The sequence below is a fragment of the Pseudarthrobacter sp. NPDC092439 genome (assembly GCF_044754945.1).
GTDB lineage: Bacteria > Actinomycetota > Actinomycetes > Actinomycetales > Micrococcaceae > Arthrobacter.
Genome location: NZ_JBIVQB010000002.1, coordinates 378,278 through 399,830 on the forward strand (window position 1 = coordinate 378,278; position 21,553 = coordinate 399,830).

22 protein-coding genes are annotated in these 21,553 nt (G+C 68.3%); 8 read left to right on the forward strand and 14 right to left on the reverse strand.

Translation table 11 applies throughout. The features are described from left to right. Nucleotides 1-5: 5 nt before the first annotated feature. The 7 genes from ACIQCM_RS06610 to ssd form a co-directional block, all read right to left on the reverse strand. Nucleotides 6-419 (reverse strand): Rv3654c family TadE-like protein, encoded by a 414-nt coding sequence (locus ACIQCM_RS06610; protein ID WP_400604924.1) that lies wholly within the window; start codon nucleotides 417-419, stop codon nucleotides 6-8. After that, nucleotides 416-784 (reverse strand): TadE family type IV pilus minor pilin, encoded by a 369-nt coding sequence (locus ACIQCM_RS06615; protein ID WP_400604926.1) that lies wholly within the window; start codon nucleotides 782-784, stop codon nucleotides 416-418. The genes ACIQCM_RS06610 and ACIQCM_RS06615 overlap by 4 nt, the downstream gene beginning before the upstream one ends. Continuing rightward, nucleotides 781-1,155 (reverse strand): DUF4244 domain-containing protein, encoded by a 375-nt coding sequence (locus ACIQCM_RS06620; RefSeq protein ID WP_400604928.1) that lies wholly within the window; start codon nucleotides 1,153-1,155, stop codon nucleotides 781-783. The genes ACIQCM_RS06615 and ACIQCM_RS06620 overlap by 4 nt, the downstream gene beginning before the upstream one ends. A 165-nt stretch (nucleotides 1,156-1,320) precedes the next feature. Beyond that, on the reverse strand, nucleotides 1,321-1,929 hold the full coding sequence (locus ACIQCM_RS06625) for a type II secretion system F family protein (RefSeq protein ID WP_400604930.1): 609 nt from the start codon (nucleotides 1,927-1,929) through the stop codon (nucleotides 1,321-1,323). After that, complete coding sequence (locus ACIQCM_RS06630; protein ID WP_400604932.1) at nucleotides 1,926-2,558, reverse strand: hypothetical protein; 633 nt, start codon at nucleotides 2,556-2,558, stop codon at nucleotides 1,926-1,928. Before ACIQCM_RS06630 ends, ACIQCM_RS06625 begins: the two co-directional genes overlap by 4 nt. Nucleotides 2,559-2,767: 209 nt before the next feature. Beyond that, on the reverse strand, nucleotides 2,768-4,063 hold the full coding sequence (locus tag ACIQCM_RS06635) for a TadA family conjugal transfer-associated ATPase (protein WP_400605451.1): 1,296 nt from the start codon (nucleotides 4,061-4,063) through the stop codon (nucleotides 2,768-2,770). A gap of 149 nt (nucleotides 4,064-4,212) precedes the next feature. After that, nucleotides 4,213-5,247, reverse strand: coding sequence for a septum site-determining protein Ssd (ssd, locus tag ACIQCM_RS06640; protein WP_400604934.1), 1,035 nt, complete (start codon nucleotides 5,245-5,247; stop codon nucleotides 4,213-4,215). Between the two features lie 293 nt (nucleotides 5,248-5,540). Here ssd and ACIQCM_RS06645 point away from each other — a divergent pair, with 293 nt between their 5' ends. Continuing rightward, complete coding sequence (locus ACIQCM_RS06645) at nucleotides 5,541-7,250, forward strand: bifunctional 3'-5' exonuclease/DNA polymerase (protein WP_400604936.1); 1,710 nt, start codon at nucleotides 5,541-5,543, stop codon at nucleotides 7,248-7,250. 154 nt (nucleotides 7,251-7,404) lie between these two features. Then, nucleotides 7,405-7,596 (forward strand): YegP family protein, encoded by a 192-nt coding sequence (locus tag ACIQCM_RS06650; RefSeq protein WP_400604938.1) that lies wholly within the window; start codon nucleotides 7,405-7,407, stop codon nucleotides 7,594-7,596. Nucleotides 7,597-7,633: 37 nt separating this feature from the next. Here ACIQCM_RS06650 and ACIQCM_RS06655 read toward each other — a convergent pair whose 3' ends face one another. The 3 genes from ACIQCM_RS06655 to ACIQCM_RS06665 are packed head-to-tail and all read right to left on the reverse strand — an operon-like array spanning nucleotide 7,634 to nucleotide 10,449. After that, nucleotides 7,634-8,311 carry an NUDIX hydrolase gene (locus tag ACIQCM_RS06655; RefSeq protein WP_400604940.1) on the reverse strand — a complete coding sequence of 226 codons (678 nt, stop codon included), beginning with the start codon at nucleotides 8,309-8,311 and terminating at the stop codon, nucleotides 7,634-7,636. Continuing rightward, nucleotides 8,308-9,102: an endonuclease III gene (gene nth / locus ACIQCM_RS06660; protein WP_400604942.1), complete on the reverse strand. Its 795-nt coding sequence runs from the start codon at nucleotides 9,100-9,102 to the stop codon at nucleotides 8,308-8,310. The genes ACIQCM_RS06655 and nth overlap by 4 nt, the downstream gene beginning before the upstream one ends. Before the next feature lie 6 nt (nucleotides 9,103-9,108). Continuing rightward, nucleotides 9,109-10,449: a hypothetical protein gene (locus ACIQCM_RS06665; RefSeq protein WP_400604943.1), complete on the reverse strand. Its 1,341-nt coding sequence runs from the start codon at nucleotides 10,447-10,449 to the stop codon at nucleotides 9,109-9,111. Nucleotides 10,450-10,863: 414 nt separating this feature from the next. Between ACIQCM_RS06665 and acs the strand changes: the two genes are divergently transcribed. From acs to aroQ, 3 genes are all read left to right on the forward strand, one after another. Continuing rightward, the gene (gene acs, locus ACIQCM_RS06670) at nucleotides 10,864-12,870 is read left to right on the forward strand and encodes an acetate--CoA ligase (RefSeq protein ID WP_400604945.1); all 2,007 of its coding nucleotides are present in this window, start codon (nucleotides 10,864-10,866) and stop codon (nucleotides 12,868-12,870) included. Between the two features lie 102 nt (nucleotides 12,871-12,972). Further along, nucleotides 12,973-13,734, forward strand: coding sequence for a DeoR/GlpR family DNA-binding transcription regulator (locus ACIQCM_RS06675; RefSeq protein WP_400604947.1), 762 nt, complete (start codon nucleotides 12,973-12,975; stop codon nucleotides 13,732-13,734). Between the two features lie 186 nt (nucleotides 13,735-13,920). After that, on the forward strand, nucleotides 13,921-14,379 hold the full coding sequence (aroQ, locus tag ACIQCM_RS06680) for a type II 3-dehydroquinate dehydratase (RefSeq protein WP_400604949.1): 459 nt from the start codon (nucleotides 13,921-13,923) through the stop codon (nucleotides 14,377-14,379). A gap of 29 nt (nucleotides 14,380-14,408) precedes the next feature. Here aroQ and ACIQCM_RS06685 read toward each other — a convergent pair whose 3' ends face one another. After that, a complete protein-coding gene (locus ACIQCM_RS06685; protein WP_400604951.1) occupies nucleotides 14,409-15,593 on the reverse strand; it encodes a MarP family serine protease in 1,185 nt (394 codons plus the stop codon). 181 nt (nucleotides 15,594-15,774) lie between these two features. Between ACIQCM_RS06685 and ACIQCM_RS06690 the strand changes: the two genes are divergently transcribed. Continuing rightward, nucleotides 15,775-16,452 carry a Crp/Fnr family transcriptional regulator gene (locus ACIQCM_RS06690; RefSeq protein ID WP_009359192.1) on the forward strand — a complete coding sequence of 226 codons (678 nt, stop codon included), beginning with the start codon at nucleotides 15,775-15,777 and terminating at the stop codon, nucleotides 16,450-16,452. A 158-nt stretch (nucleotides 16,453-16,610) separates the two neighbouring features. Here ACIQCM_RS06690 and ACIQCM_RS06695 read toward each other — a convergent pair whose 3' ends face one another. From ACIQCM_RS06695 to ACIQCM_RS06705, 3 genes are read right to left on the reverse strand one after another with little or no spacing between them, the layout of a single operon-like run. Next, nucleotides 16,611-17,522, reverse strand: a complete 912-nt coding sequence (locus tag ACIQCM_RS06695) for an NUDIX hydrolase (protein ID WP_400604953.1) — start codon at nucleotides 17,520-17,522, stop codon at nucleotides 16,611-16,613. 7 nt (nucleotides 17,523-17,529) lie between these two features. Then, entirely contained in the window at nucleotides 17,530-18,063 is a 534-nt protein-coding gene (locus ACIQCM_RS06700) for a RidA family protein (RefSeq protein WP_400604954.1), read from the reverse strand. A 1-nt stretch (nucleotide 18,064) separates the two neighbouring features. Then, nucleotides 18,065-18,220 (reverse strand): DUF4177 domain-containing protein, encoded by a 156-nt coding sequence (locus ACIQCM_RS06705; protein ID WP_009359196.1) that lies wholly within the window; start codon nucleotides 18,218-18,220, stop codon nucleotides 18,065-18,067. A gap of 37 nt (nucleotides 18,221-18,257) precedes the next feature. Here ACIQCM_RS06705 and ACIQCM_RS06710 point away from each other — a divergent pair, with 37 nt between their 5' ends. Both ACIQCM_RS06710 and ACIQCM_RS06715 read left to right on the forward strand, forming a co-directional pair. Beyond that, nucleotides 18,258-20,528 (forward strand): transglycosylase domain-containing protein, encoded by a 2,271-nt coding sequence (locus tag ACIQCM_RS06710; RefSeq protein WP_400604956.1) that lies wholly within the window; start codon nucleotides 18,258-18,260, stop codon nucleotides 20,526-20,528. Between the two features lie 3 nt (nucleotides 20,529-20,531). Next, nucleotides 20,532-21,482 carry a metallophosphoesterase gene (locus tag ACIQCM_RS06715; protein WP_400604958.1) on the forward strand — a complete coding sequence of 317 codons (951 nt, stop codon included), beginning with the start codon at nucleotides 20,532-20,534 and terminating at the stop codon, nucleotides 21,480-21,482. Nucleotides 21,483-21,553 lie beyond the last annotated feature (71 nt).

Genomic DNA, 21,553 nt, shown 5'->3' on the forward strand with positions numbered 1-21,553 from the left:
CCGCGCTACGGCGGCGGACCGGCGCGGGCGTGGCCCCGGGCCGGACCCGCCACCGTCCGTTCCACGAGCTCCGTCCGGACCTCCACCGTGTGGCCGGCGCCTTCGACACAGCTGACCAATGTGGCACCGTGCCGGGCAGCCACCTCCAGCGCCACTGTGCAGGGCTCTCCCTCGGTGAGCCCCCTTAGCGCGTCCGCAGCTGCAAGCGCCGCCAAGTCCGCGGCAGACGCTGCCCTGCCGGCGAGGGCCGCTGCCTGGGCGAACAGGAGCACCACAGCCATCACCAGGAGGACCGTCAGCGCCAGCCCCACGGCCAGGACCGTGCCGGAGCCGCGTTCTCCGCAGGAGCGTTGCGCGGGGCCGCGCCTTGTGCAAGCGCGTTCCCTGCGTGAGTTCAGCGCCGTTCTACAGAGGCTCATTCCGCTAACTCGCTGCGGGTGGTAGCCCTGGCGGTGAGTGTCCAGGGGATAGACGCCCCAAGGGGCCCTCCAACCCGGTCGGTCACCGTTACGGTCAACCAGCCGCCATCGGCCGAGACGACGGCCGAGGCCGAGTTCCCGGAGAGACGGGCGACGATGTCCTGGACGGCGGCACGATCCTCACCGCGGGCCAGGGCGCGGGCGCCGGCGCGTGCTCCTTCTTCGAGCCGCACTTGCGTGACCCCGGCAGCCGCAGCCGAGAGCAGCAGGGCCAGGAGCAGGAGTACGGCAGGGAGCGTTACGGCAAATTCCGCAGTCACCGCACCGCTGGACCGGGAAGGATGCACGGCCGGCACCCTGCTCATGGCAGTGCCAGCGCCGTGCGGATCAGCGTCAGGAGGAAGCCCCGGACTTCCTCGCTGCGGAGAATGAACACCAGCAGCCCGGCAAACCCGACGGCGGCGAGGGTAGCGATGGCATATTCCGCAGTGGCCATCCCGGCTTCCGACGCGAAGAGCCTTTCCCTGCGCCGGACCGGAAGAGCGATAACCGACGCTGTCGCAGGGGCAGGGGCAGGGGCAGGGGCCGTGCGGCCGGACGGCGCTCCTGATGCTTCTTCCATAGGCTGCACCAGCCGAAGTGCCGGAGGGCGGGTGGCCTCGGCTGAACGGTCTGATGCCGTGGCGTTGGGTGCCCCGGCGCCTTTCATGCGGTGGCTGTAATGACGGGCATACATGTGCAGGTTCCTTTCGTTATGCCGGCGGGGATCTGCCGGCTGCTTCGACTCTTCCGGTCCGCTAACGGTGCCGTAAGGCGGCATTGCCTGTAAGTGGACAAAGACCGCAGGCAGGGCAGCTGTGGAGGACAGGACGCGCAGGTGCAGTTGAAGGTGCCGGCCGCGTCAGGACGGAACCAGTGCCAACAGCACCGGCAACACGCCGAGGCAGATGAAGGCCGGAAGTGAGCACAGGCCCAAGGGCACTACGAGCTTTACGCCGAGCGACGCTGCGCGCTTTTCGGCAGCCCGGAACCGTTCCCTGCGGAGCCGCGCTGCCTGCGCGTAGAGGATTGCCGATGAGGGCGCGCCAGTCAGGGCCGCGAAAGCCAGGGCGTCGCGCAGTTCCAGGACCTCGGGAAGCCGCACGGCAGAGCTGCGCCAGGCCGTTTCCCAGTCCGCGCCGATCGCCAGGGCCGAAACCACCGGACGCAGGGCATCCCGGTAGCGGGGTGAGGACACCGCCGCCACCAGCTCCAGGGACCGGCCGACACCCGCGCCTGCGTCCAGCATGGCTGCCACCAGTTCAAGCATCATGGCTGTGTCCCGCAGCCCTGAGCTGCCCTGTTCCGGGCCCACGGCCTGGTGGACGCTCCGGCCCGGTTCCCGGACCAGGAGCCGTAACCTTTTCCCCGGCGCAGAAGGCCCGGCCACGGCGAGGAACGCGGCGGCTGCAAGGAGGGCGAAGAGCAGCCCGGCAGGCGCCAGGCCTGGAAGTGCCCAGGCTCCCGTCACGGCACGCCGGCGGCGGCCGCCGTTGCCACGAGCTTCGCGGACCAGACCCGCCCGGCCACCGTAAGCGCCGCTCCCGCGGCGAGCGCGCCGAGGCCCAGCGGCGTACCGAGCAGGACGGCCAGGGGGTCCACGCCAAGGGCAGCACCGAGGCCAAGCCCCAGGACGGGTAGCCAGGTGAGCAATCCAACCGTGGCTTTGGGGCCGGCGAGGGCTGTCCCACGGGCGGCGTCGGCGTCGTCCTCTGCTTCAAGTTGGGCAGCGAACCGTGTGAGCACACCCGCAAGGGGGCAGCCGCTGGCCTCTGCGATATCGAAGCATGCGGCCAGTTCGGCCCAGATCCGGGCGTCCCGGTAGTGCAATGAAACGCCTCGCCGGCCTGCTCCCCCGGCGGCCAGCACCCTCCGGATGGCGGCGGACACCGGAATTCCGTTGGCGGCCGCGGCCCGGGCGGCAGCAATAACGTCCAACGAGGCCGGGTGAAGGCTTCCACGTCCAGGTCCTGCTTCGTGGCTTCCGCTGGGCTGGCCGTACAGGATCCACAGTTCCTCCCAAAGCCGCCCGGGTGAACGGCCACCCTTTAATAGGGCAGCCATCTGCTGCACCACCAGGGTGAGCGAGATGGCGGCCACCCCGTTCCGGAGCCCCCGGTTCCGTGCCGACCGGCTGGCAGGTAGTGGACCGCGCCGGACGACCCGCGCAAGCAGCCCGTACCTCCTCCGGCCCCCGGGCGGCCAGGTTCCTCCGAATCCGGCCCTGCGAAGCCTCGCCCCCGTACCACCGGCCGGACCGAGAGCCAAGACCGCGGCCAGGCCCAGCAACAGAGCAGTCAGTCCGGCCATCATGAGCGGCCGCCCTCCCGGTCGTCCGACCGGACCAGGCCACCATCAGGTCCTTCCAGTCCGAGCCGTCCTGCCAGCGCCGCCCACCCGGGACCGCGGTGGAGGGCGCCGGATGGACCCGACTCGATTGCCGGACGGACCACCAGGCCGCGGCCGAGGTCGGCCATCACCCCAATACAGGTAACCCGGCGGCCATGGGGCGTGCGCTCCACGTGGATGACGGCGTCGAGGGCGCTGGCTGCCTGCAACCGGATCCCGTCCTGGTTCATTCCCGCGAGGGCACCCAGGGCCGCAAGACGCGCAGGAACCGCCGCAGCTGTATTGGCGTGGATGGTTCCACCCCCGCCGCTGTGCCCGGTGTTCAGCGCCGTCAGCAGTTCCCGCACCTCGGCGCCGCGGCACTCGCCCACCACCAGCCGGTCCGGCCGCATGCGGAGGGCCTGCCGGACCAATTCACCAAGGTCCACCGCCCCGCCGCCTTCGAGGTTCCCGTGCCGCGACTCAAGCGACACGATGTGCGGATGGACCGGGTTGAGTTCTGAAGCATCCTCGATGAGGACCAGCCGCTCCCGGCCGGCACACAGGCCCAGCAGCGTGGACAGCAGGGTGGTCTTCCCGGAACCGGTGGCGCCGCTGACCAGGAAACTCAGCCGCTGCTGCACCAGCCGCTCCAGGACGTGCCGAACCTCCATGCCAAACATCCCGCCCTCTTCCAGTTCGGCCATGGTGAACACCCGTTCACGCCGGATCCGGATGCTCAGCAGCGTTCCTGCGGTGGACACCGGCGGGAGCACCGCGTGAACCCGGTACCCACCGGCCAGCCGGACATCCACGCAGGGTGAACCGTCGTCCAGCCGCCGGCCGCCCGCTGCAATCAGCCGGCAGGCGAGGGCCCTGAGCTGCGGCTCGCCGCCGAACGCCACGGCGGCCCGCTCAATGCCCTGTCCCCGGTCGAGCCACACCGAGTCCGGAGCATTGACGAAGATGTCCGTCACTGCCGGATCGCGGGTCAGCTCCTGGAGCGGACCAAGCCCGTTCAGTTCGGCGCTGATCCGCTCCACGGCGGCGAGTGACCCGGCGGTCCCCAGCAGCTTGCCTGTGGCCTGGACGGCCGCGGCGACTCTGGACGGCGTCACCAGCCCCGCCTCGGCCATCACCGACTCCCGGACCGATTCCAGGAGTCCGGCGTCCACGCCGTCGCCCCCGGCAATTCCTCGCGGCCGGGGCTGTCCCTGCGGTAGCGCCGCCCCGGACGGCCGGTCGTTACCTCGCCCAGGGTCGACCCTGCCGGGCATTCCGCCGGCAAGCCCGCCGTCCCGCCGCACGGCCGGTTGTATGGCGGGTTGCACGGCGCGCAGGTCCCGACGCTTCACGGTGCGGCCGCCCGTCCCGGTCCCGCCGGCCGCACCTTCAGCGGACCGCCCGGGCCATCCGTCCGCACCCCTCATCCCGGCCCTCCACCGGCCATCACGTCCCCCAGCGAATCCAGTACCGACGCCGCAAAATGCCGCACGGCCCGCCGCTTGCCAAACTCCAGGAGGCGCCCGGCTTCCATTGCCGCCGCTACGCTGCGCAGTTCCGGCACGCGCCCCTCCACGGGGAGTCCCACCGCTTCCGAGATGAGCGGACCATCCAGTGCCGCTCCGGGCCGTCCACGGACCAGGAGCGCGGCCTCCACGGGCGGAAATTCCTTCAGCAGCCTGGCCGCAGCGACAGCAGCCTTCAGCTGCGCGGGGACCACCACCAGGACGCGGTCGCAGTCCCAGGCGAAAGTGGCAAGCTGACCGGCGCTCCTGCCGATGTCCACCACCACCAATTCGTAACCGCGACGGGCAGCATCCAGCACCGCCGCGGTCGCGGCAGCCGGCACCGCGACGGGCTGGTCGCGGCTGGCCGGCCAGGAAAGGAACGAAAATCCTCCGGCCACCGGCAAGGACTCAGCCAGCTGCAGCGGGTCGACGCTGCCGCTCGCCCCGGACAGGTCCGGCCACCGCAGTCCGGGATCCTCCTCAGCGGCGAGCGCCAATTCCAGCCCGCCGCCCCATGGGTCACCGTCCACCAGCAACACCCTCGCGCCGAGACCGGCCGCGGCCTGGGCTATCCAGACAGCAGCGGTGGTGGCCCCTGCTCCCCCGCAGCCTCCGGTGATGCCAAGAACGAGTCCTCCGGGATCGGGCGACCGGGATCGGCTTAAGTGGTCGGCCAGCCACGCGGCCGCATCGGGCAGCACGGCCACCCGTTCGGCTCCCAGGACTGCGGCCAGGTGCCAAAGGCTGTCGCCTTCCCCATCCAGCCCCACTACCACCGCCGGCGCACGGCGGCGCGGCGGCAACTCGCGCACGTCACTCCCCACGAGCACCGCGGCGGCTTCGTCCCAGTAACCCGCCGCTGTTCCCGCATCGCCGGCCACCCGCAGCCCGGCGCCTGCGGCGGCGACGATCCGTTCCACCTCCCCGCGCAACACCGTGGATGCGGTCACCAGCAACACGTCACCATCCCGCCCAACCCCTGGCGCCCCGGGCTGCCTGACGGTCACCAGACCGGAAGGGGCGGCGGGGCCCAAGCCGGACGGATCGCCAAGCGAACCTCCCTGCAGTATCCCCGGAGTCGCCCTGTCAGGCAGCCATGCCCCGCCGTCCGGCGACGCAGGTGCTGTGCCGGGTGGCGGGGACGGGGTCATTTCATGCCTGCTCATAGCCCTACCCTCCCCGCGCGCCCGCGCCGCCTGTAAGGGTCAGCTTCCGTATGTGGAAAAGAAGGCACAATTGGACCATGTACCTGCTGCTGGCTGCCCACCCCGACGGTGCGGTGCTGCAGCAACTGACCCCGGCGGGCCACCCGTGGCCGGACAACCCCGAACCGCGTCTGGCCGGCGCAGCGGAACTCCCCGCCGTCGTACGCGGACTGGAAGCCGGCCGCCCCGGAGGCCAGGCACCGCGGTGGATCTGGCACCGAACCCGGGACTGGTACCCGGACCTGCTAGCGGCCGGGGTGGAAGTTGAACGCTGCTATGACCTCTCGCTCTGCGGCGCCATCCTGGCGAACTCGCAGTTTTCGGCCCACACGGAATACGCCAGGACCGCCGTGGCAACAGCCGGCGACGAAACCCTCCTGCCGCCTAAAGCGCTCCTCCCGCCTGCTCCACCGGCGGAGCAGGGAGCCCTGTTCGACGCCTCCGGACCGGCGCCGCGCTTTACTCCTGAGGAGCTCCGCACCGAGTTCGCCGCGCAGCAGGCCGCGCTGGCCGCGGTGAACCACGCCGGAAACCTGCGCGGCCGTCTGCAGCTCCTTCTTGCAGCGGAATCCGCAGCGGCCATGGTCGCGGCCGAAATGCAGCACACCGGTGTTCCATGGCGCGAAGACCTGCACGAGCGGATCCTCGCCGAACACCTCGGCCCCCGCCCTCCGGCAGGCCGCCGCCCCGAGAAACTGGAGGCGTTGGCCGCCGAGCTTCGCCTCCTCCTGAACACCCCGGCGCTGAACCCGGATTCCCCGCAGGAGCTCATGCGCGCCCTGCACCGGAACGGCATCGAGGTCAAAAGCACGCGTAAATGGGAGCTGCGGGAGTCCAGCCATCCGGCCATAGGACCCCTGCTGGAGTACAAGAAACTCTCCCGACTGCACACCGCCAACGGCTGGGCCTGGCTGGATGCCTGGGTGGCCGGCGGCCGGTTCCGCCCCGAATACGTGGTGGGCGGCGTGGTGTCCGGGCGTTGGGCATCGCGCGGCGGCGGTGCGCTGCAGATTCCGCGCCAGGTCCGGGGCGCGGTCCACGCCGGCCCGGGCAACAAGCTCATTGTGGCGGATGCGTCGCAACTGGAACCGCGGGTGCTCGTGGCCCTGGCGCAGGACACCGTCATGGCCGAGGCAGCCCGGGACCAGGACCTGTACGCGGGCATCGCGGCCAAGGGGTTCGGCGGCGACCGCTCGAAGGCAAAGATGGCGCTGCTCGGTGCGATGTATGGGGCCACCTCCGGAGAGGCGGGGCGGCTGATGCCCCAGCTGGCGCGCACCTATCCGCGTGCGGTGGACTTCGTGGAACAGGCGGCACGGACAGGCGAGAAAGGCGGTACGGTCACCACCCGGCTGGGCCGCAGCAGCCCTCCCCCGTCGGACCGCTGGCACCACAGCCAGCGCTCGGCGACCGCCGAGGAACAGCGCCGCGCCGAATCCATCGCCCGGGCGCGCGGGCGCTTCACCCGGAATTTCGTGGTGCAGGGCTCCGCAGCGGACTGGGCAGCGTGCTGGCTCGCGGAATTACGACGGCGGCTCCGCACCCTGCGTGCCGGCGGTACACCGGCGGAGCTGGTTTTCTTCCTCCACGATGAAGTGATGGTCCACGCCCCGGCCGATGCCGTGGATGCCTGCGTCACCGCCATCGAGGAAGCCGCCAATGCGGCAAAGGAGCTCCTGTTCGGCCCGATTCCGGTGGAGTTTCCCGTGAGCGTGGCCGTCGTGGATTCCTACGACAACGCCAAATAGACCCGCCGCTTCGCGGAAGGTAACCTACCCGGTGGTAGCTCGACCGCCCCCGGTGACGGGCGTTACAGTCATGACTGCGACTGAGGCAGACCGGTCCATATTGACTGATGCAACGACTTGACTGATGCAACGACGCATATCAAGGGAGGTCCGTGTGGCGGGCAGATTTGAAATTCACCGGGTAGGGGACGAGGACTATCGGCTCCGCCTCACCGACTCGGACGGCAATACGGTGGCCGTCTCACCACGGTTCAAGTCCCTTCACTCGCTCCGCGAAGGCGTGAAGGCCGTGCGCGAAAACGCCGCCACGGGGATCGTGGTGGACCTGCGTCAGCAGCAGGCCTAGAACGCCCAAGGCCCGGCGCTCCGGACCTGCTGGCGTCCTACACCTCTACTTTGTGTTTCCGGGTCCGGTCCCATTGGACGGCCCAGCCGAGCTGCTCGAACAGCCCGTTCAGCACTATCCCGGTAAAACCCCACACCAGCACGCCGTTGACGGTGAACGCGGGGCTGTCGAAAGTGCGGCCCACGCGGCGCACCGTGGCCATGACCCGGTTGTCCGGATCCAGCAGATCCCGCACGGGCACCCGAAACACCTGTGCGGATTCCCCGTAGTCCACCACCCGGACGGGCGAGGGCGACTGCCACCAGCCCACCACCGGCGTCACCAGGAAGTTACTGTGGGCGAGCCCGAGTTCCTGGAGCGTGCCGAGCACCTCCACGCCGCCGGCGTCCAGGCCGGTTTCCTCCTCGGCCTCCCGCAGCGCCGCCTCCACCGCGGACTCGCCGGGGTCGATCCGCCCGCCGGGGAACGCCACCTGTCCGGGATGGGAGCCAAGCGTATGGGCCCGCTCCAGCAACAGCACGTCCAGGTCGGCCGGCGCGAGGGGCTTGTCCGACGCCGCCGGAACATTGTCCAGCGCACCGAAAAGCATCAGGACGGCAGCCTTACGGGCGGTGGCCTCATCCACGGTGAGCGCCGCCCACAGCGGATCAGGCTCGGCCGCCATCCCCTCCTGATTCCTGCGGACCAGCTCCTGCAGGTCGCCCCGCGCGCTCACTGGGCAGCCCGCCGGGATTCCATCCGGATTTCGGCGGCCCGGTGCGTCTCCGCCAGCAGCCGGGCCAGCAGTTCCTCGCTGCCGGGCGCGAGCTCGTACTTGAGCAGTTTGGCCGCCTTGGCCGGGTCCGTCTCGCCCAGGCCATAGCTCGGGCAGAGGTTGGCCACCGGGCACGCCCCGCAGGCCGGCTTCCGTGAATGGCACACCCGCCGGCCGTGGAACACCACCCGGTGGGAAAGCATGGTCCAGTCGCGCGGTTCGAACAGCTCGGCCACATCGGACTCAATCTGTACGGGATCCTCGGACAGGGTCCAGCCGAAGCGCCGGGCCAGCCGGCCGAAGTGGGTGTCCACGGTGATGCCAGGCACGCCGAAAGCATTGCCCAGCACCACGTTCGCCGTCTTCCGCCCCACTCCCGGGAGCGTAACGAGGTCCTCCAGACGTCCGGGGACCACGCCGTCGTACTCATCCACCAGGCGCGTAGCCAGCGCGATAAGATTCCGGGCCTTGGCGCGGAAGAAGCCGGTGGGCTTGATGATTTCCTCGAGCCGCGCCGGGTCTGCCTCGGCCAGTGCGCGCGGGTCAGGGTAGGTGCGGAAGAGCAGCGGCGAGATCAGGTTGACCGTCACGTCCGTGGTCTGCGCGGACAGCACGGTGGCAACCAGCAGCTCGTACGGGTTGGTGAAATCCAGTTCCGCATGCGCGTAGGGATATTTCTCCGCCAGGATCCGGTTGATCCGGCGCGCCCGCCGCTTCAGCGCGAGGGCCGACTCCGCGCTCACCGTCACCATGGCAGGCTAGCCGCGTTCGATGTTGCTCAGGTCCCGCAGGACCCCCAGCCGCCCGTCGGTGTGCTGGACCAGGAATTCGTGGCCGCGGTCCTCGAGGGCAAGGACCCAGCCGCCGGGCTCGATCACAAACGCCGGGGCACCGGTTTCAGGGTCCACGGCGGTGCGGTGCTGCGCCACGGCGAACCAGAAGGCCTCGGGGACGGGGTACTCGCCGGAATCCTCCGGACGGCTGGCGGGGTCCACCGTGGCGCCGATCTGCTGTTCAACCCTGACCTGCGGGTGGACCGCAGTGGCCGCCGGGGGTTCCGCCGTGCGCCCGGTGGCCGGGGCACCCTGCCGCGGGCCGCCGTCGTGCGCTGTTTCAGGCGCGGCGGCGGGGGCGACGACGTCTCCTGGCTGGGTCTGTTCACCCACCGGAGCACTGGCAGGGCGTACGACGGCGGTTGCCTGGGTTGCCGGGAGCTGCTCACCCTGTGCGGTCCATTCGGAAACTTCGGGAGCTGTGGAGACGGGGGCGGCGGCCGCGTGGGGGGTGGTGCCGGCGGCGGTTGCGGCCGCTCCGGCCGCGGCAGTCTGGGCCGGCGCGGCCGGAGCGGCTGCGTGCGGAGCGGGTGCATGCGGAACCGCGGTGCCCGCGGAACCCGGCCGCACCGCAGACGACCCGGCGTTGCCGCCGGCCAGCAGCCGGCCGCCCAGGGGGGACTTCCGGGCGGCGTCGCCGACCGGTTCGGACGGCTTCGGCGGCTTCGGCGCACGCGGCTTACGCACTGGAACCGCCGCTTCGCGGGCCACCACATGTGCCGGCACTTCGGCCCGGCCCTGGAAGTCGGCCGAAATGAAGGGCAGGAACCGCCCCAGGACGGTGGCGGCGAAGAGGATCACGGCACCGATCAGGCCCACCAGCAGGCTGGGGCCAAACGCGGCAGCGGTGGCCAGGAAGAAGAACGCAACCGCAAACGATGCGGTCACGGAAGCGAACTGGTCGATCGAGAGGGAACCAATCCGGATCTTTGTCTGCGGCGCCAGCCTGCGAGCAGCGAACAGCGCCGAGACCACCAGCGGCAGGACGACGCCGAGGCCCAGGAAGAACTGGTTGTTCAGGTTCCAGAGGTTGTACCGGCCGCCGAACAGGGGCAGCAGGGAGGCGGTGAACAGAATGAGGGTGGCGGCGAAAACGGCCAGGTCCCGGACAGTGAAGGGGCCGAGGACCGCCTGCTGCGCACCGTCCGCAGCGGAGCCGTTCCCGGCTGCGGCCTTCCCGCCCGGGGATGCTGCACCGGACTCCGCGGGGTTCGACGCTGAGTTAGTGTCCTGGCCGGTTGTCCGGCCATGGCTCTGCTGGTCCATTCTGCTCTCCTTAGCGTGGCGGCACCGGGGCCGGGTGGCCCCGTCAACCGTGCCGTCGTACAGCGGATCCGGCCGCCTCAGGAATTCGTGATGCCTGGCGCGACCGGCCCGAAGTAAGTCACAATTCCATTTCACCCTAGCCAACAGCCTGCCTGATCACTAGCCGGGCATGCGCCCGGCGGTCCGGCCCAAAAGACGTCACAACCCAGCCGCCGGACCATTCACCGCTTAATAAATGCCGCTCACGGGCTCTCTTGTGACACGGCACACATGCGGGCAGCCGCAGCCATTACCCTTGAACCCGGAACAGCTCTTTGCGGAAAATCCGCCAGGCGGGCCCGACGCCGTGCATGCGGCGGAGCCAGGTCCACGCGGACGCCCCCGCAGCAAAGATCGATGAATGATGAGGTTCACATGTCCCAGGACACAACAAGCTCCACGGCCACTGCTCCCGTCCCGGCCCCCGCCGGCCAGGAAGGTGACGCCTTCGAAAACCTGCTGCATGAGACCCGCGCCTTCGCGCCAACCCCTGAGTTCGCAGCCGACGCTGTGGTCACCGCTGCCGATTACGGGGAAGCAGCCGCCGACCGGCCGGCATTCTGGGCAAAGAAAGCCCGCGAGCTGCTGACCTGGAGCAAGGACTTCGACCAGACCCTGGACTGGTCCAACCCGCCGTTCGCCAAGTGGTTCGTCGGCGGCGAGGTCAACGCCGCATACAACGCCCTGGACCGCCATGTGGAGGCCGGCAACGGGGATCGGGTGGCCATCTACTTCGAGGGCGAGCCCGGCGACACCCGCACCTACACGTACGCGCAGCTCACCGAAGAGGTCAAGAAAGCCGCCAACGCGTTCGAGTCCCTCGGCGTTGCCAAGGGCGACCGCGTGGCGGTCTACCTTCCCATGATCCCCGAAGCAGTCATAACGCTCCTGGCCTGCGCCCGGATCGGCGCCGTGCACTCGGTGGTGTTCGGCGGCTTCTCCGCGGACGCCCTGCGCTCACGGATCGATGACGCCGAAGCCAAGCTCGTGGTCACCGCGGACGGGACCTACCGCCGCGGCAAGCCGAGCGCGCTGAAGCCGGCCGTGGACGAGGCACTCGCCGCCACCGGGCACACCGTGCAGAACGTGGTGGTGGTCAAGCGCAACGGCCAGGACGTGGACTGGACCGAGGGCCGCGACCACTGGTGGGCGGACACCGTGGACGCCGCATCCGCCGAGCACACCGCCGTGGGCCATGATTCCGAGCACCCGCTGTTCATCCTCTACACGTCCGGCACCACCGGCAAGCCCAAGGGCATCCTGCACACCACCGGCGGATACCTCACCCAGGGCGCCTACACCCACAAGGCAGTGTTCGACCTCCACCCCGAAACGGACGTGTACTGGTGCACGGCCGACGTCGGCTGGGTCACCGGCCACTCATACGTCGCCTACGCGCCGCTCATCAACGGCGCCACCCAGGTCATGTACGAGGGCACCCCGGATTCCCCGCACCAGGGCCGCTGGTGGGAGATCGTGGAGAAGTACAAGGTCTCCATCCTCTACACCGCCCCCACCGCCATCCGCACCTTCATGAAGTGGGGCCGGGAGATCCCGGACAAGTACGACCTCTCCTCCCTGCGCGTTCTGGGATCCGTGGGCGAATCCATCAACCCCGAAGCCTGGATGTGGTACCGCAAGGTCATCGGCGCCGACCGGACCCCCATCGTGGACACCTGGTGGCAGACCGAAACCGGCGCCCAGATGGTCGCCCCACTGCCCGGTGTCACCGCCACCAAGCCGGGCTCCGCGCAGGTTCCGCTGCCCGGCATCGCCGTCGATGTCGTGGACGAGAACGGCGAGTCCGTGCCCAACGGCCACGGCGGGTTCCTGGTGATCCGCGAACCGTGGCCAGCCATGCTCCGCGGGATCTGGGGCGACCCGGAACGGTTCAAGGACACCTACTGGTCCCGGTTCGAGACCATGTACTTCGCCGGCGACGGCGCCAAGAAGGACGAAGACGGCGACATCTGGCTCCTGGGCCGGGTGGACGACGTTATGAACGTCTCCGGCCACCGGCTCTCCACTACGGAGATTGAGTCCGCCCTGGTCTCACACCCGTCCGTGGCCGAGGCCGCCGTCGTCGGCGCCGCCGACGAGACCACCGGCCAGGCCGTCGTCGCGTTCGTCATCCTCCGCGGCGATGCGGTCAACGAAGGCGACGTCACTGTCCAGGAACTGCGCAACCACGTGGGCAAGGAAATCGGCCCCATCGCCAAGCCCAAGAACATCCTTGTGGTGCCGGAACTGCCCAAGACGCGCTCCGGCAAGATCATGCGCCGGCTCCTCAAGGACGTAGCCGAAGGCCGGGACCCGGGCGACGCAACCACCCTCTCGGACCCGACCATCATGTCCCAGATAGCGGCGTCCCTGCGGAAGTAGGGGCTCCTTGGGGGAGGGGAGGGAGTCATCCTCCCCTCCCACCAGTCCCCGTCGCCGTATGCTGGGAGCAGACCGTTCCCCTGCCCCAAAGGACCAACCTGGATGCTCGCCGTCGCACGCCACGAGGTGATACTGGACGCACTCCAGCGGGAGCGGGTGGTGCGGATTTCGGATCTGGCTGCCCAGCTGGGCGTGTCGCTGATGACGGTGCGGCGCGACATTGAGCAGCTGGAAGAGGACGGGAAGCTTGAGCGCATCCACGGCGGTGCGAAACTTCCCGGGGACGCCAGCGCGCACGAGCCCGGGTTTGAGCTGAAATCCACCCGGTTGACCGCCGAAAAGCGGGCTATTGCGGTGGCCGCAGCCGCCCTTGTGCAGGAAGGGATGGCCGTCGGCCTGAGCGCGGGCACCACTACGTGGGCGCTGGCCCGGGAACTGGTGGGCGGGCCGCGCATCACGGTGGTCACCAACTCGATGAGGATCGCCGATCTCTTCCACCCCGGCGGATCTGCCGTGATCCTGATAGGTGGCGAGCGCACGCCGTCGGACGCCCTGGTTGGTCCCATCGCGACGGGTGCACTAAGGCAGCTTCACCTTGACCTGTTGTTCCTGGGTGTCCACGGCATGGATGCCGGTGCCGGCTTCACCACGCCCAACCTGCTCGAGGCGGAGACGGACCGCGCCTTCATGGCCGCTGCCCGGCGGACCGTGGTCCTGGCCGACCACACAAAGTGGGGCATGCTGGGGATCAGCACCATCGCGGCCCTGGACGACGTGGACGAGGTGATCAGCGATGCCGGGCTTAGCGCCGAAGCCCGGCGCGTCGTTGGCGAACGGGCGAAGCTGCGTGTGGTGCCCGCTTAAGCGCGGTTATGCTGATCCCCGCCACATGATGGTCGTCTCCAGGACGCGGGGCGTCCCGGCAACCCATGAAGCTGCGCCAGGACCAGTTCAGCGGCGCTGCTGCTGAAGGTCACGGCTCTCCAGGCACGGGCGGGACAGTGGCGTAAAAATGCGCGGGGTCCCGCCCAAGCCGATAGATTGGCTCGCATGACTGAAGCTACCCCTGCCGCCGGCCGCGGCACCATCCTGGTGATCAATGGACCCAACCTGAACATGCTGGGTACCAGGGAGCCTGAGAAGTACGGCACGTCCACGCTGGCGGACGTCGAGCAGCTCGCCGCCTCCGCCGGCAAGGGGCATGGTTTCGAGGTGGAATGCGTCCAGTCCAACCATGAGGGCGTCCTGCTGGACACCATCCACGCCGCCCGCGGAAACGCTGCCGGAATCGTCATCAACGCCGGTGCCTTCACCCACACCTCAGTGGCACTTCGCGACGCCCTCGCCGCCGTGCAGCTTCCCGCCGTCGAAGTCCACATCACCAATGTGCACCAGCGCGAGGAATTCCGGCACCACTCCTACCTGTCGCCGGTGTGCGCTGCGGTGATCGTAGGCGCCGGCGTCAGCGGGTACCGGTTGGCCATCGATTACCTGGCCGAAGTCCTCTAACGGCGTCCAGCTCGCGCTTCCGGATTCCGTTACTTCTGGATGCACTGCCCGGAGGAAACCGGCGATGACATGGCTGGCGCCTGGGATGCCACCGGACTCAAGTCATCCATGGTGATGGCAAAACCCATTGCAGTGTCCGCGGTGGCCTTGGCGAAGATCACCCCTGCCACCCGGCCCTCAGTGGTGAGCAGCGGCCCGCCTGAGTTGCCCGGCTGCACGTCTCCGGCCAGCCGGTAAATCTCTTCCGGCGCCGGGTCCGACCCATAGATGTCCGGAACCAGCACGGTCGCAATGTCCTGCACGGTAGCGGGCTTCGACTGGAACGGACCGCCGTGCGGATATCCGGCGAACGCAGCCGGGCTGCCGTCCGGCAGGTCGGCGCTGAGCGGTAGCGGCTGGGCGGGCAGGCCATCCACGGCGACCACGGCGAGGTCGTGGCGGGTGTCAAAGTACACTACGCGCCCGGGGTAGGCACCGCCGTCGGGCATTTCCACCACCGGTTGCGACACGCCCGCTACGACATGCGCGTTGGTGACCACCCGGTCCGGGGAAACCACAAAGCCGGTGCCCGTCTGGTTCTGCCCGCATTCGTAGGCGGTACCGGCGATCTTCAGCACGGAGGCCGCAGCACGGTTCAGCGCGGGCGTGTCAGTACTCGCGTTGGGCACCGGAACGGTCTTGCCGTTATCCAGGCCCTGGATGAGCGTGGGAATTCCGTTGCCGATTACGGCGGACCGAAGCTGCGCCAGGGTGGCTTTCACAGGCGTGGGTGTCAGCCCGTCGATGAAACGGATCACCTTGGACTCCGCCAGCTGCTGCGAAACAATCGGCACACCCAGCGAACTTACGCTGAACGCCAGCATGGACATCACCAGCGCGGCGACCACCACGTTTACGCCCCCGCCCACCAGCCGGTCCACGGCACGCAGGGGGCTGATCCGCACTGCTCCCCGGATGGCGCGGCCCGCCATGGTGCCCAGGCCATGCCCCATGACCACGAGCACGACGGCGGCGGCAATGGTGGCGGTCAGCCTCCAGCCGGGGTCGGGGACAAAGCCGCTGACCAGCGGAACGGCGACGACGGCGGCCACGGCGCCGGCCGCGAAGCCGGCGATCCCGCCGGCGGTGACCAGGAAGCCGTTGCGGAGCCCGTAGATCAGGTAGGACAGCAGAATCAGGACCAGGACCAGGTCGAGGACAGTCAGGCCGGGCACGCAGGCTCCTTATCAACAGGTGAAACCCCATTCTAGTGGCGCAGGCTGACAACCATCGGGGAGCGAACGTGATGCGCGGCTCCTGGCACGGGGGCTCAGGTGCCAAGTTCGTCACAGAACCTTGAAAATTCTGAAACAATGGCACAAGCGCCACAGACGACACTTTTACTCAGGAGATTTCATGGACATCGAGGTACTGCGCCGAGCACCCCTTTTCGCCACGCTCGACGACGACGCATTCCGTCTGCTGACGGACGAGCTCACCGAGGTGGACCTTTCCCGCGGAGCATCGGTGTTCCGTGAAGGCGACCAGGGCGACCAGCTCTACTTCATCGTCTCAGGCAAGGTAAAGCTCGGCCGCACGTCCCCGGACGGCCGGGAGTCCCTCCTGGCCATTCTTGGCCCGGGTGAGCTCTTCGGCGAAATGGCCCTGTTCGACCCCAGCCCGCGCACCGCCACGGCCACCGCTGTGTCCGAAACGCGCCTGGCCGGGCTCAAGAACGAGAGCCTGAACAACCTGCTGCGCACCCGCCCCGAGGTGTCCGCGCAGCTCCTGCAGGCATTGGCCCGCCGCCTGCGCCGCACCAACGATTCCCTGTCCGACCTGGTCTTCTCCGACGTCCCCGGCCGCGTCGCCAAGGCCCTCCTGGACCTCGCGGACCGCTTCGGCCGCCCCGCCACGGACGGCGTGCTGGTTGCACACGAACTCACCCAGGAAGAACTGGCACAGCTGGTGGGTGCATCGCGCGAAACCGTCAACAAAGCCCTGGCCGAGTTCGTGCAGCGCGGCTGGCTCCGCCTCGAGGCCCGCGCCGTGGTCATCCTGGACATGCAGCGCCTCCGCCAGCGTTCGCGCTAGCGTCCGGCCCCGACGCTCTCTCACTTGATGCACTAAAACGTCAAACGCTCGCTCACTTTGCCTTTGAAAGTGAGCGAGCGTTTGGGTTTAACCGGTGTTAAGTGAGAGAGCGTTTGGGTATAACCGGCGTTAAGTGAGAGAGCGTCCGGAGGGCAGGGTCAGCGGTCGCGCTGGGGATCGTCCGGAGTGGTCTTCGCGGCTTCGACTTCCAGCATCAGCTTTCCGTCCTCTTCGACGAGGACCGGCTGGTACACGTGCGCCTTCCGCTTGTAGCTGAGGTAGGCAATGCAGCCGTTGGCCGCAGCCATCTTCTCCAGCATGATCTCGGAGCCGGGCACCAGCAGCTCACTGAGGGTGCGGCCCACGGTATTCTCCTGGCCCACCTCGTCGCCGAGCGCCGTGGTGTTGCGGTCCGCGAGCACCTGGGACGCGTTGACCCAACGGCCCCAAACGCCTTTGCCTTCCAGCATGACCGGCTGCTGGTTCACCGGGAGCGTGGTGGCGAAGTAACGGGTATCGAAGCGGCGGTGCGCAAAGTCCGGGCTCCGCCAGTTCACCAGCGACTTCAGCAGGTCAGTGCGCAGCGACAGTCCGCGCTTCTCAAGGACCTGTCCGAACGTCTTTTCCTGCTCGGCCACAGCCTGCCGGGCACGCATCCACTCCGGCGTGGAGGTCGCCTCCACCACGCTGGCCATGTCCGTCCCGGCCAGCAGGATGCCTGTTTCCTCGAACAGTTCCCGAATGGCGCCCACTACGTGACGCCGCGCCAGCCCGACGTCGTCCGTTCCCATCTGCTCAGCCCAATGACCGGGTGAGGGCCCCAGCCAACCGACCGGATCGTCGTCGGACGCGTCGACGGAACCGCCGGGGAACGCGAGGACCCCCAGCGGCGAGGAGCCGGGCCGGTAGGCCAGCCAGGTCTCCAGGCCGTTGGGGGAATCCCGCAGGAGGACCACGGACGAGGCGAACCGCGCAGCGCGGGGGGTCCGTTCGCCGTGTTCGAGCCAGCTTTGCGCCGCCCCTTCAAGATGCGGGGGCAGTGCAAACAGGCGTCTGGCTAAATGCGGCAAGGCTGTCCTAGCTGAACTCGGCGATCAGTTCGACCTCTACCGGGGCATCCAGCGGGAGGACGGCTACGCCGACGGCGGAACGGGCGTGCTGCCCGGCGTCACCCAGGACGCGGCCCAGGAGCTCGGAGGCACCGTTGACAACGCCCGGCTGGCCGGTGAAGGAAGGATCGGACGAGACAAACCCCACCACCTTGACGATGCGGGTGATCCGGTCCAGGTCTCCGATGACGCTCTTGACCGCGGCCAGGGCGTTGACGGCGCAGACGGCGGCGAGCTGCTGTGCCTCTTCAGGGGAGACCGTGGGCTCGTCCGCGTAGCCTTCGGTGCCGGTGGACACCTTGCCCGTAGCTGGGAGTTTGCCATTAATAAACGGCAGCTGGCCGGAGGTGTAGACGTGGCTACCGGAAATGACGGCCGGAACATACGCGGCAACCGGGGCGGCCACCTCGGGGAGCTTCAGCCCCAGTTCGGCAAGGCGCTGCTCGACGGCGGACGCGGGCGCCGCTGCCACGGCGGAGGCGGATTCTGCGGGGGTGGACATGCTACTGCTTCTCCCTCTTGAGGTAGGCAACCAGTCCGTTGCCGTCAGGTCCGGGGACAACCTGGACGAGCTCCCAGCCGTCCTCTCCCCACTGGTCCAGGATCTGTTTGGTGGCGTGAATAATGAGCGGAATCGTCGCGTACTCCCATTTGGTCATGAGAGAAAGACTAGTCCTTGCCGGTAAAGTGGAAAACATGGCGACTCGCAAGAACCCTCTATTCGACACTGCCACCACACTGGGTAAGATTCTTCTTTTCCTTGGCGTGAGTGGAATCTGTGGTGTCCTGGCTGCGGGGCTCCTGGTGCCGGCCGCGGCCGTCTCCGGCAGCGCTGCAAGTGGTTCCATAGAGTTCTTCGACCAACTGCCGGATGAGCTGAAGGTTGACCCGCCCAGCCAGACCACCAGGATCCTGGCTGCGGACGGCAGCGAGATCGCCAGCGTCTACATGGAAAACCGCACCAAGGTTTCCCTGGACAAAATCTCGCCGTTCATGAAGGACGCTGTCATCGCCGTCGAGGACAGCCGCTTCTATGAGCACGGCGGCGTGGACACCACCGGCATTCTCCGGGCGCTGGTCAGCACCGCACGCGGCAACAAGCAGGGTGCCTCCACCATCACCCAGCAGTACGTCAACAACGTCCTGAACGCGAACCTCGCCGCCGAGGGCAACGAGGACCAGATCAAGCTCAACGGCGTTAACAAGGGCGTGGGCGACAAGCTTCGCGAAATGAAGCTGGCCATCGCGCTTGAGAAGGAATTCAGCAAGGACGAAATCCTTGAGGGCTACCTGAACATCGTCTTCTTCAACCGGGACGCGTACGGCATCGAAGCCGCCTCCCGCTTCTTCTTCAGCACCTCCGCGAAGGACCTGACGCTCCCCCAGGCCGCGCTGCTGGCCGGCCTGGTGAACAGCCCATCAGCCTTCGATCCGATCTCCAACCCGGAGAACTCGAAGGCCCGCCGCGACCTGGTGCTCGGCCTCATGCTGGACCAGAAGAAGATCACGCAGGCCGAGTACGACGCCGCAGTGGCCACACCGGTGGCGCCGAAGGTCACCCCGGCACGCCAGGGCTGCGCCTACGCGTCCAAGGCGCCCTACTTCTGCGACTACGTGCTGCACCTGCTGGAGAACAATCCGGCGTATGGAGCAGACCCCCAGGACCGCAAGCGCCTGATCTACGGCGGCGGCCTCACCATCACCACCACCCTGGATCCCAAGGCCCAGGCGGTGGCGCAGGAGCAGGTCAACGCCTCTGCCGGCAAGAACCCGGACAAGTGGGGCGCGGCCATGGTCTCGGTGCAGCCCAACTCCGGCAAGATCATCTCGATGGCACAGAACACCACGTTCCTTCCCGTAAAGGGCGGGTTCGACTCGCAGGTGAACTTCAACGTGGACAAGCTGGACAAGAACGGCGCTGACCTCAACGGCCTGGGCGGCGCGCAGCCGGGGTCCACGATGAAGCCGTTCACCTTCGCGCAATGGCTCAATGAAGGCAAGTCCATGAAGACCGTCGTGGATGCTTCCAAGCGCCGTTATCCTCTGGACTTCCCGTGGCGGAACTCCTGCGGCCAGGTGGCCGGCGCCTACAACGACAACGAGACCGCCCTGGGCGCCGCGGAAGACCTTCAGAACGCCGAACCCCAGTGGTACCGGCCGCTGTCAGTGCTGGAGGGTCTGTACAACTCCATCAACACGGTGACGTTCGCGTCCGCCGCCCAGTTGGACTTCTGTGGGATCCAGAAGATCGTTGACGCCGTGGGCCTGCACGGCGGCCTGCCCTCGAAGGACGACCCCAACCCCAAGATCAATATGTTTACGCTGGCCAACCTGTTGGGTTCCACGCAGACTGCCCCGCTGACCATGGCCAGCGCGTTTGCGACGTTCGCCAATGACGGCAAGTATTGCGAGCCCATCGCCATCACTGCGGTGAAGGACGGCACCGGCAAGGCCCTTCCGGCGCAGTCCAGCAGTTGCCGGGACGCCATCAAGCCCGACGTCGCCCGAGGTGTCAACTATGCGTTGCAGGAGGTCCTCAACAGGGGCTCCGGCTCGCTGATCCAGCCGCGGATTTCCACCGGCACCCACTTCCCCATCGGCGCCAAGACCGGTACATCCAACAACAACGGTTCCACCTGGGTTGTGGGCCACACAACCGGCCTGGCCACCGCCTCCTGGTTCGGTGACCCGCTGGGTAACCAGGGCCGCGCCGGACAGAACATCACGGTCAACGGCCAGTTCTACGAGGGCATCGACGGTTACATGATTGCCGGACCGATGTTCTCGAACTTCATGGCGCGGATTGCGCCGGCCTACGGCACGGACCCGTTCCCGGCACCTCCGAGCAACCTGCTCTCGGAGCCGTTCGTTCCGCGGCCCGAGCCGTCCGCCCCGAAGAACGAGGGCTCCAGGGAACCCTCCGCCGAGCCCGCCCCCGAGCCCAGCAAGACCAAGGGCAACGACTAACCCATGGCTATGGGCAGCCTGGCGGACAGCGCACGTAACGCGGCCCGGGCCTTGGCACTTACTGCCGGGGCCGGGGCCGCGGCAGGCGCGGTGGCCTTGGGTTACGGCCTTTGGGAGAAGAACCAGTTCGTCCTGCGGGAGGAATCCCTCGCGATCCTCCCGCCGGGACGGAAGCCGTTCCGCATCCTGCATCTGAGCGACATCCACTTCGTTCCCGGCCAGCACAAGAAGGCCGCCTGGCTGGAGTCCCTGGCAGAGCTGCAGCCGGACCTGGTGGTCAACACCGGCGACAACCTCAGCCACGTGAAGGCCGTGGATCCCCTGCTCGCAGCCCTGCGCCCCCTGCTGGAGTTCCCCGGAGTTTTCGTGCCCGGCTCCAATGACTACTTCGCGCCCACCCTGAAGAACCCCGCCGCGTACCTGCGCGGCCCCTCCAGGCTGAAGCCCAAGCCGCAGGAGCTGGACTGGCCGCGCCTGCGTTCCGGGTTCGGCATGGGCGGCTGGGTGGACCTCACCAACCGCCACCAGTCTCTGGTCCTGAACGGCATGCGCTTCGACTTTTCCGGGGTGGACGATCCGCACCTGAACCGCGAACGGTACGCCGGCTGGCCGCGGGGCACGGTTAACCAGGACGCGCAGGACCACCTCCGCGTTGCGGTCATCCACGCTCCCTACCAGCGGGTGCTGGACCACTTCACACAGGCCGGGGCGCACCTGCTCCTCGCCGGCCACACCCACGGCGGCCAGCTCTGCATCCCCGGCTACGGCGCACTCGTCTCCAACTGCGACCTCCCCACCTGGCGCGCCAAGGGCCTGAATGACTGGGAAAGCAACGGGCGCACGACGCCGGTCAACGTCTCGGGCGGGATCGGCACCTCACGCTTCGCGCCGGTCCGCATTGCCTGCAAGCCCGAGGCCGTGCTGCTCACGCTGACCCCTCGCGAAAGTGCGTGAAGCGTTTCATGGCATGAGGCAGTTGCCAGCCAAGTGGGCCTGCGCCGGTTCCCGCTCCCGGATTTCGCATC

Excerpts from the sequence above, each read along its gene's own strand:
- ACIQCM_RS06610 (WP_400604924.1), bottom strand. The coding sequence starts at position 419 with ATGAGCCTCTGTAGAACGGCGCTGAACTCACGCAGGGAACGCGCTTGC.
- ACIQCM_RS06615 (WP_400604926.1), bottom strand. The coding sequence starts at position 784 with ATGAGCAGGGTGCCGGCCGTGCATCCTTCCCGGTCCAGCGGTGCGGTG.
- ACIQCM_RS06620 (WP_400604928.1), bottom strand. The coding sequence starts at position 1,155 with ATGTATGCCCGTCATTACAGCCACCGCATGAAAGGCGCCGGGGCACCC.
- ACIQCM_RS06635 (WP_400605451.1), bottom strand. The coding sequence starts at position 4,063 with ATGCCCGGCAGGGTCGACCCTGGGCGAGGTAACGACCGGCCGTCCGGG.
- ACIQCM_RS06645 (WP_400604936.1), top strand. The coding sequence starts at position 5,541 with ATGTACCTGCTGCTGGCTGCCCACCCCGACGGTGCGGTGCTGCAGCAA.
- nth (WP_400604942.1), bottom strand. The coding sequence starts at position 9,102 with ATGGTGACGGTGAGCGCGGAGTCGGCCCTCGCGCTGAAGCGGCGGGCG.
- ACIQCM_RS06665 (WP_400604943.1), bottom strand. The coding sequence starts at position 10,449 with ATGGACCAGCAGAGCCATGGCCGGACAACCGGCCAGGACACTAACTCA.
- acs (WP_400604945.1), top strand. The coding sequence starts at position 10,864 with ATGTCCCAGGACACAACAAGCTCCACGGCCACTGCTCCCGTCCCGGCC.
- ACIQCM_RS06675 (WP_400604947.1), top strand. The coding sequence starts at position 12,973 with ATGCTCGCCGTCGCACGCCACGAGGTGATACTGGACGCACTCCAGCGG.
- aroQ (WP_400604949.1), top strand. The coding sequence starts at position 13,921 with ATGACTGAAGCTACCCCTGCCGCCGGCCGCGGCACCATCCTGGTGATC.
- ACIQCM_RS06690 (WP_009359192.1), top strand. The coding sequence starts at position 15,775 with ATGGACATCGAGGTACTGCGCCGAGCACCCCTTTTCGCCACGCTCGAC.
- ACIQCM_RS06700 (WP_400604954.1), bottom strand. The coding sequence starts at position 18,063 with ATGTCCACCCCCGCAGAATCCGCCTCCGCCGTGGCAGCGGCGCCCGCG.
- ACIQCM_RS06705 (WP_009359196.1), bottom strand. The coding sequence starts at position 18,220 with ATGACCAAATGGGAGTACGCGACGATTCCGCTCATTATTCACGCCACC.
- ACIQCM_RS06710 (WP_400604956.1), top strand. The coding sequence starts at position 18,258 with ATGGCGACTCGCAAGAACCCTCTATTCGACACTGCCACCACACTGGGT.
- ACIQCM_RS06715 (WP_400604958.1), top strand. The coding sequence starts at position 20,532 with ATGGCTATGGGCAGCCTGGCGGACAGCGCACGTAACGCGGCCCGGGCC.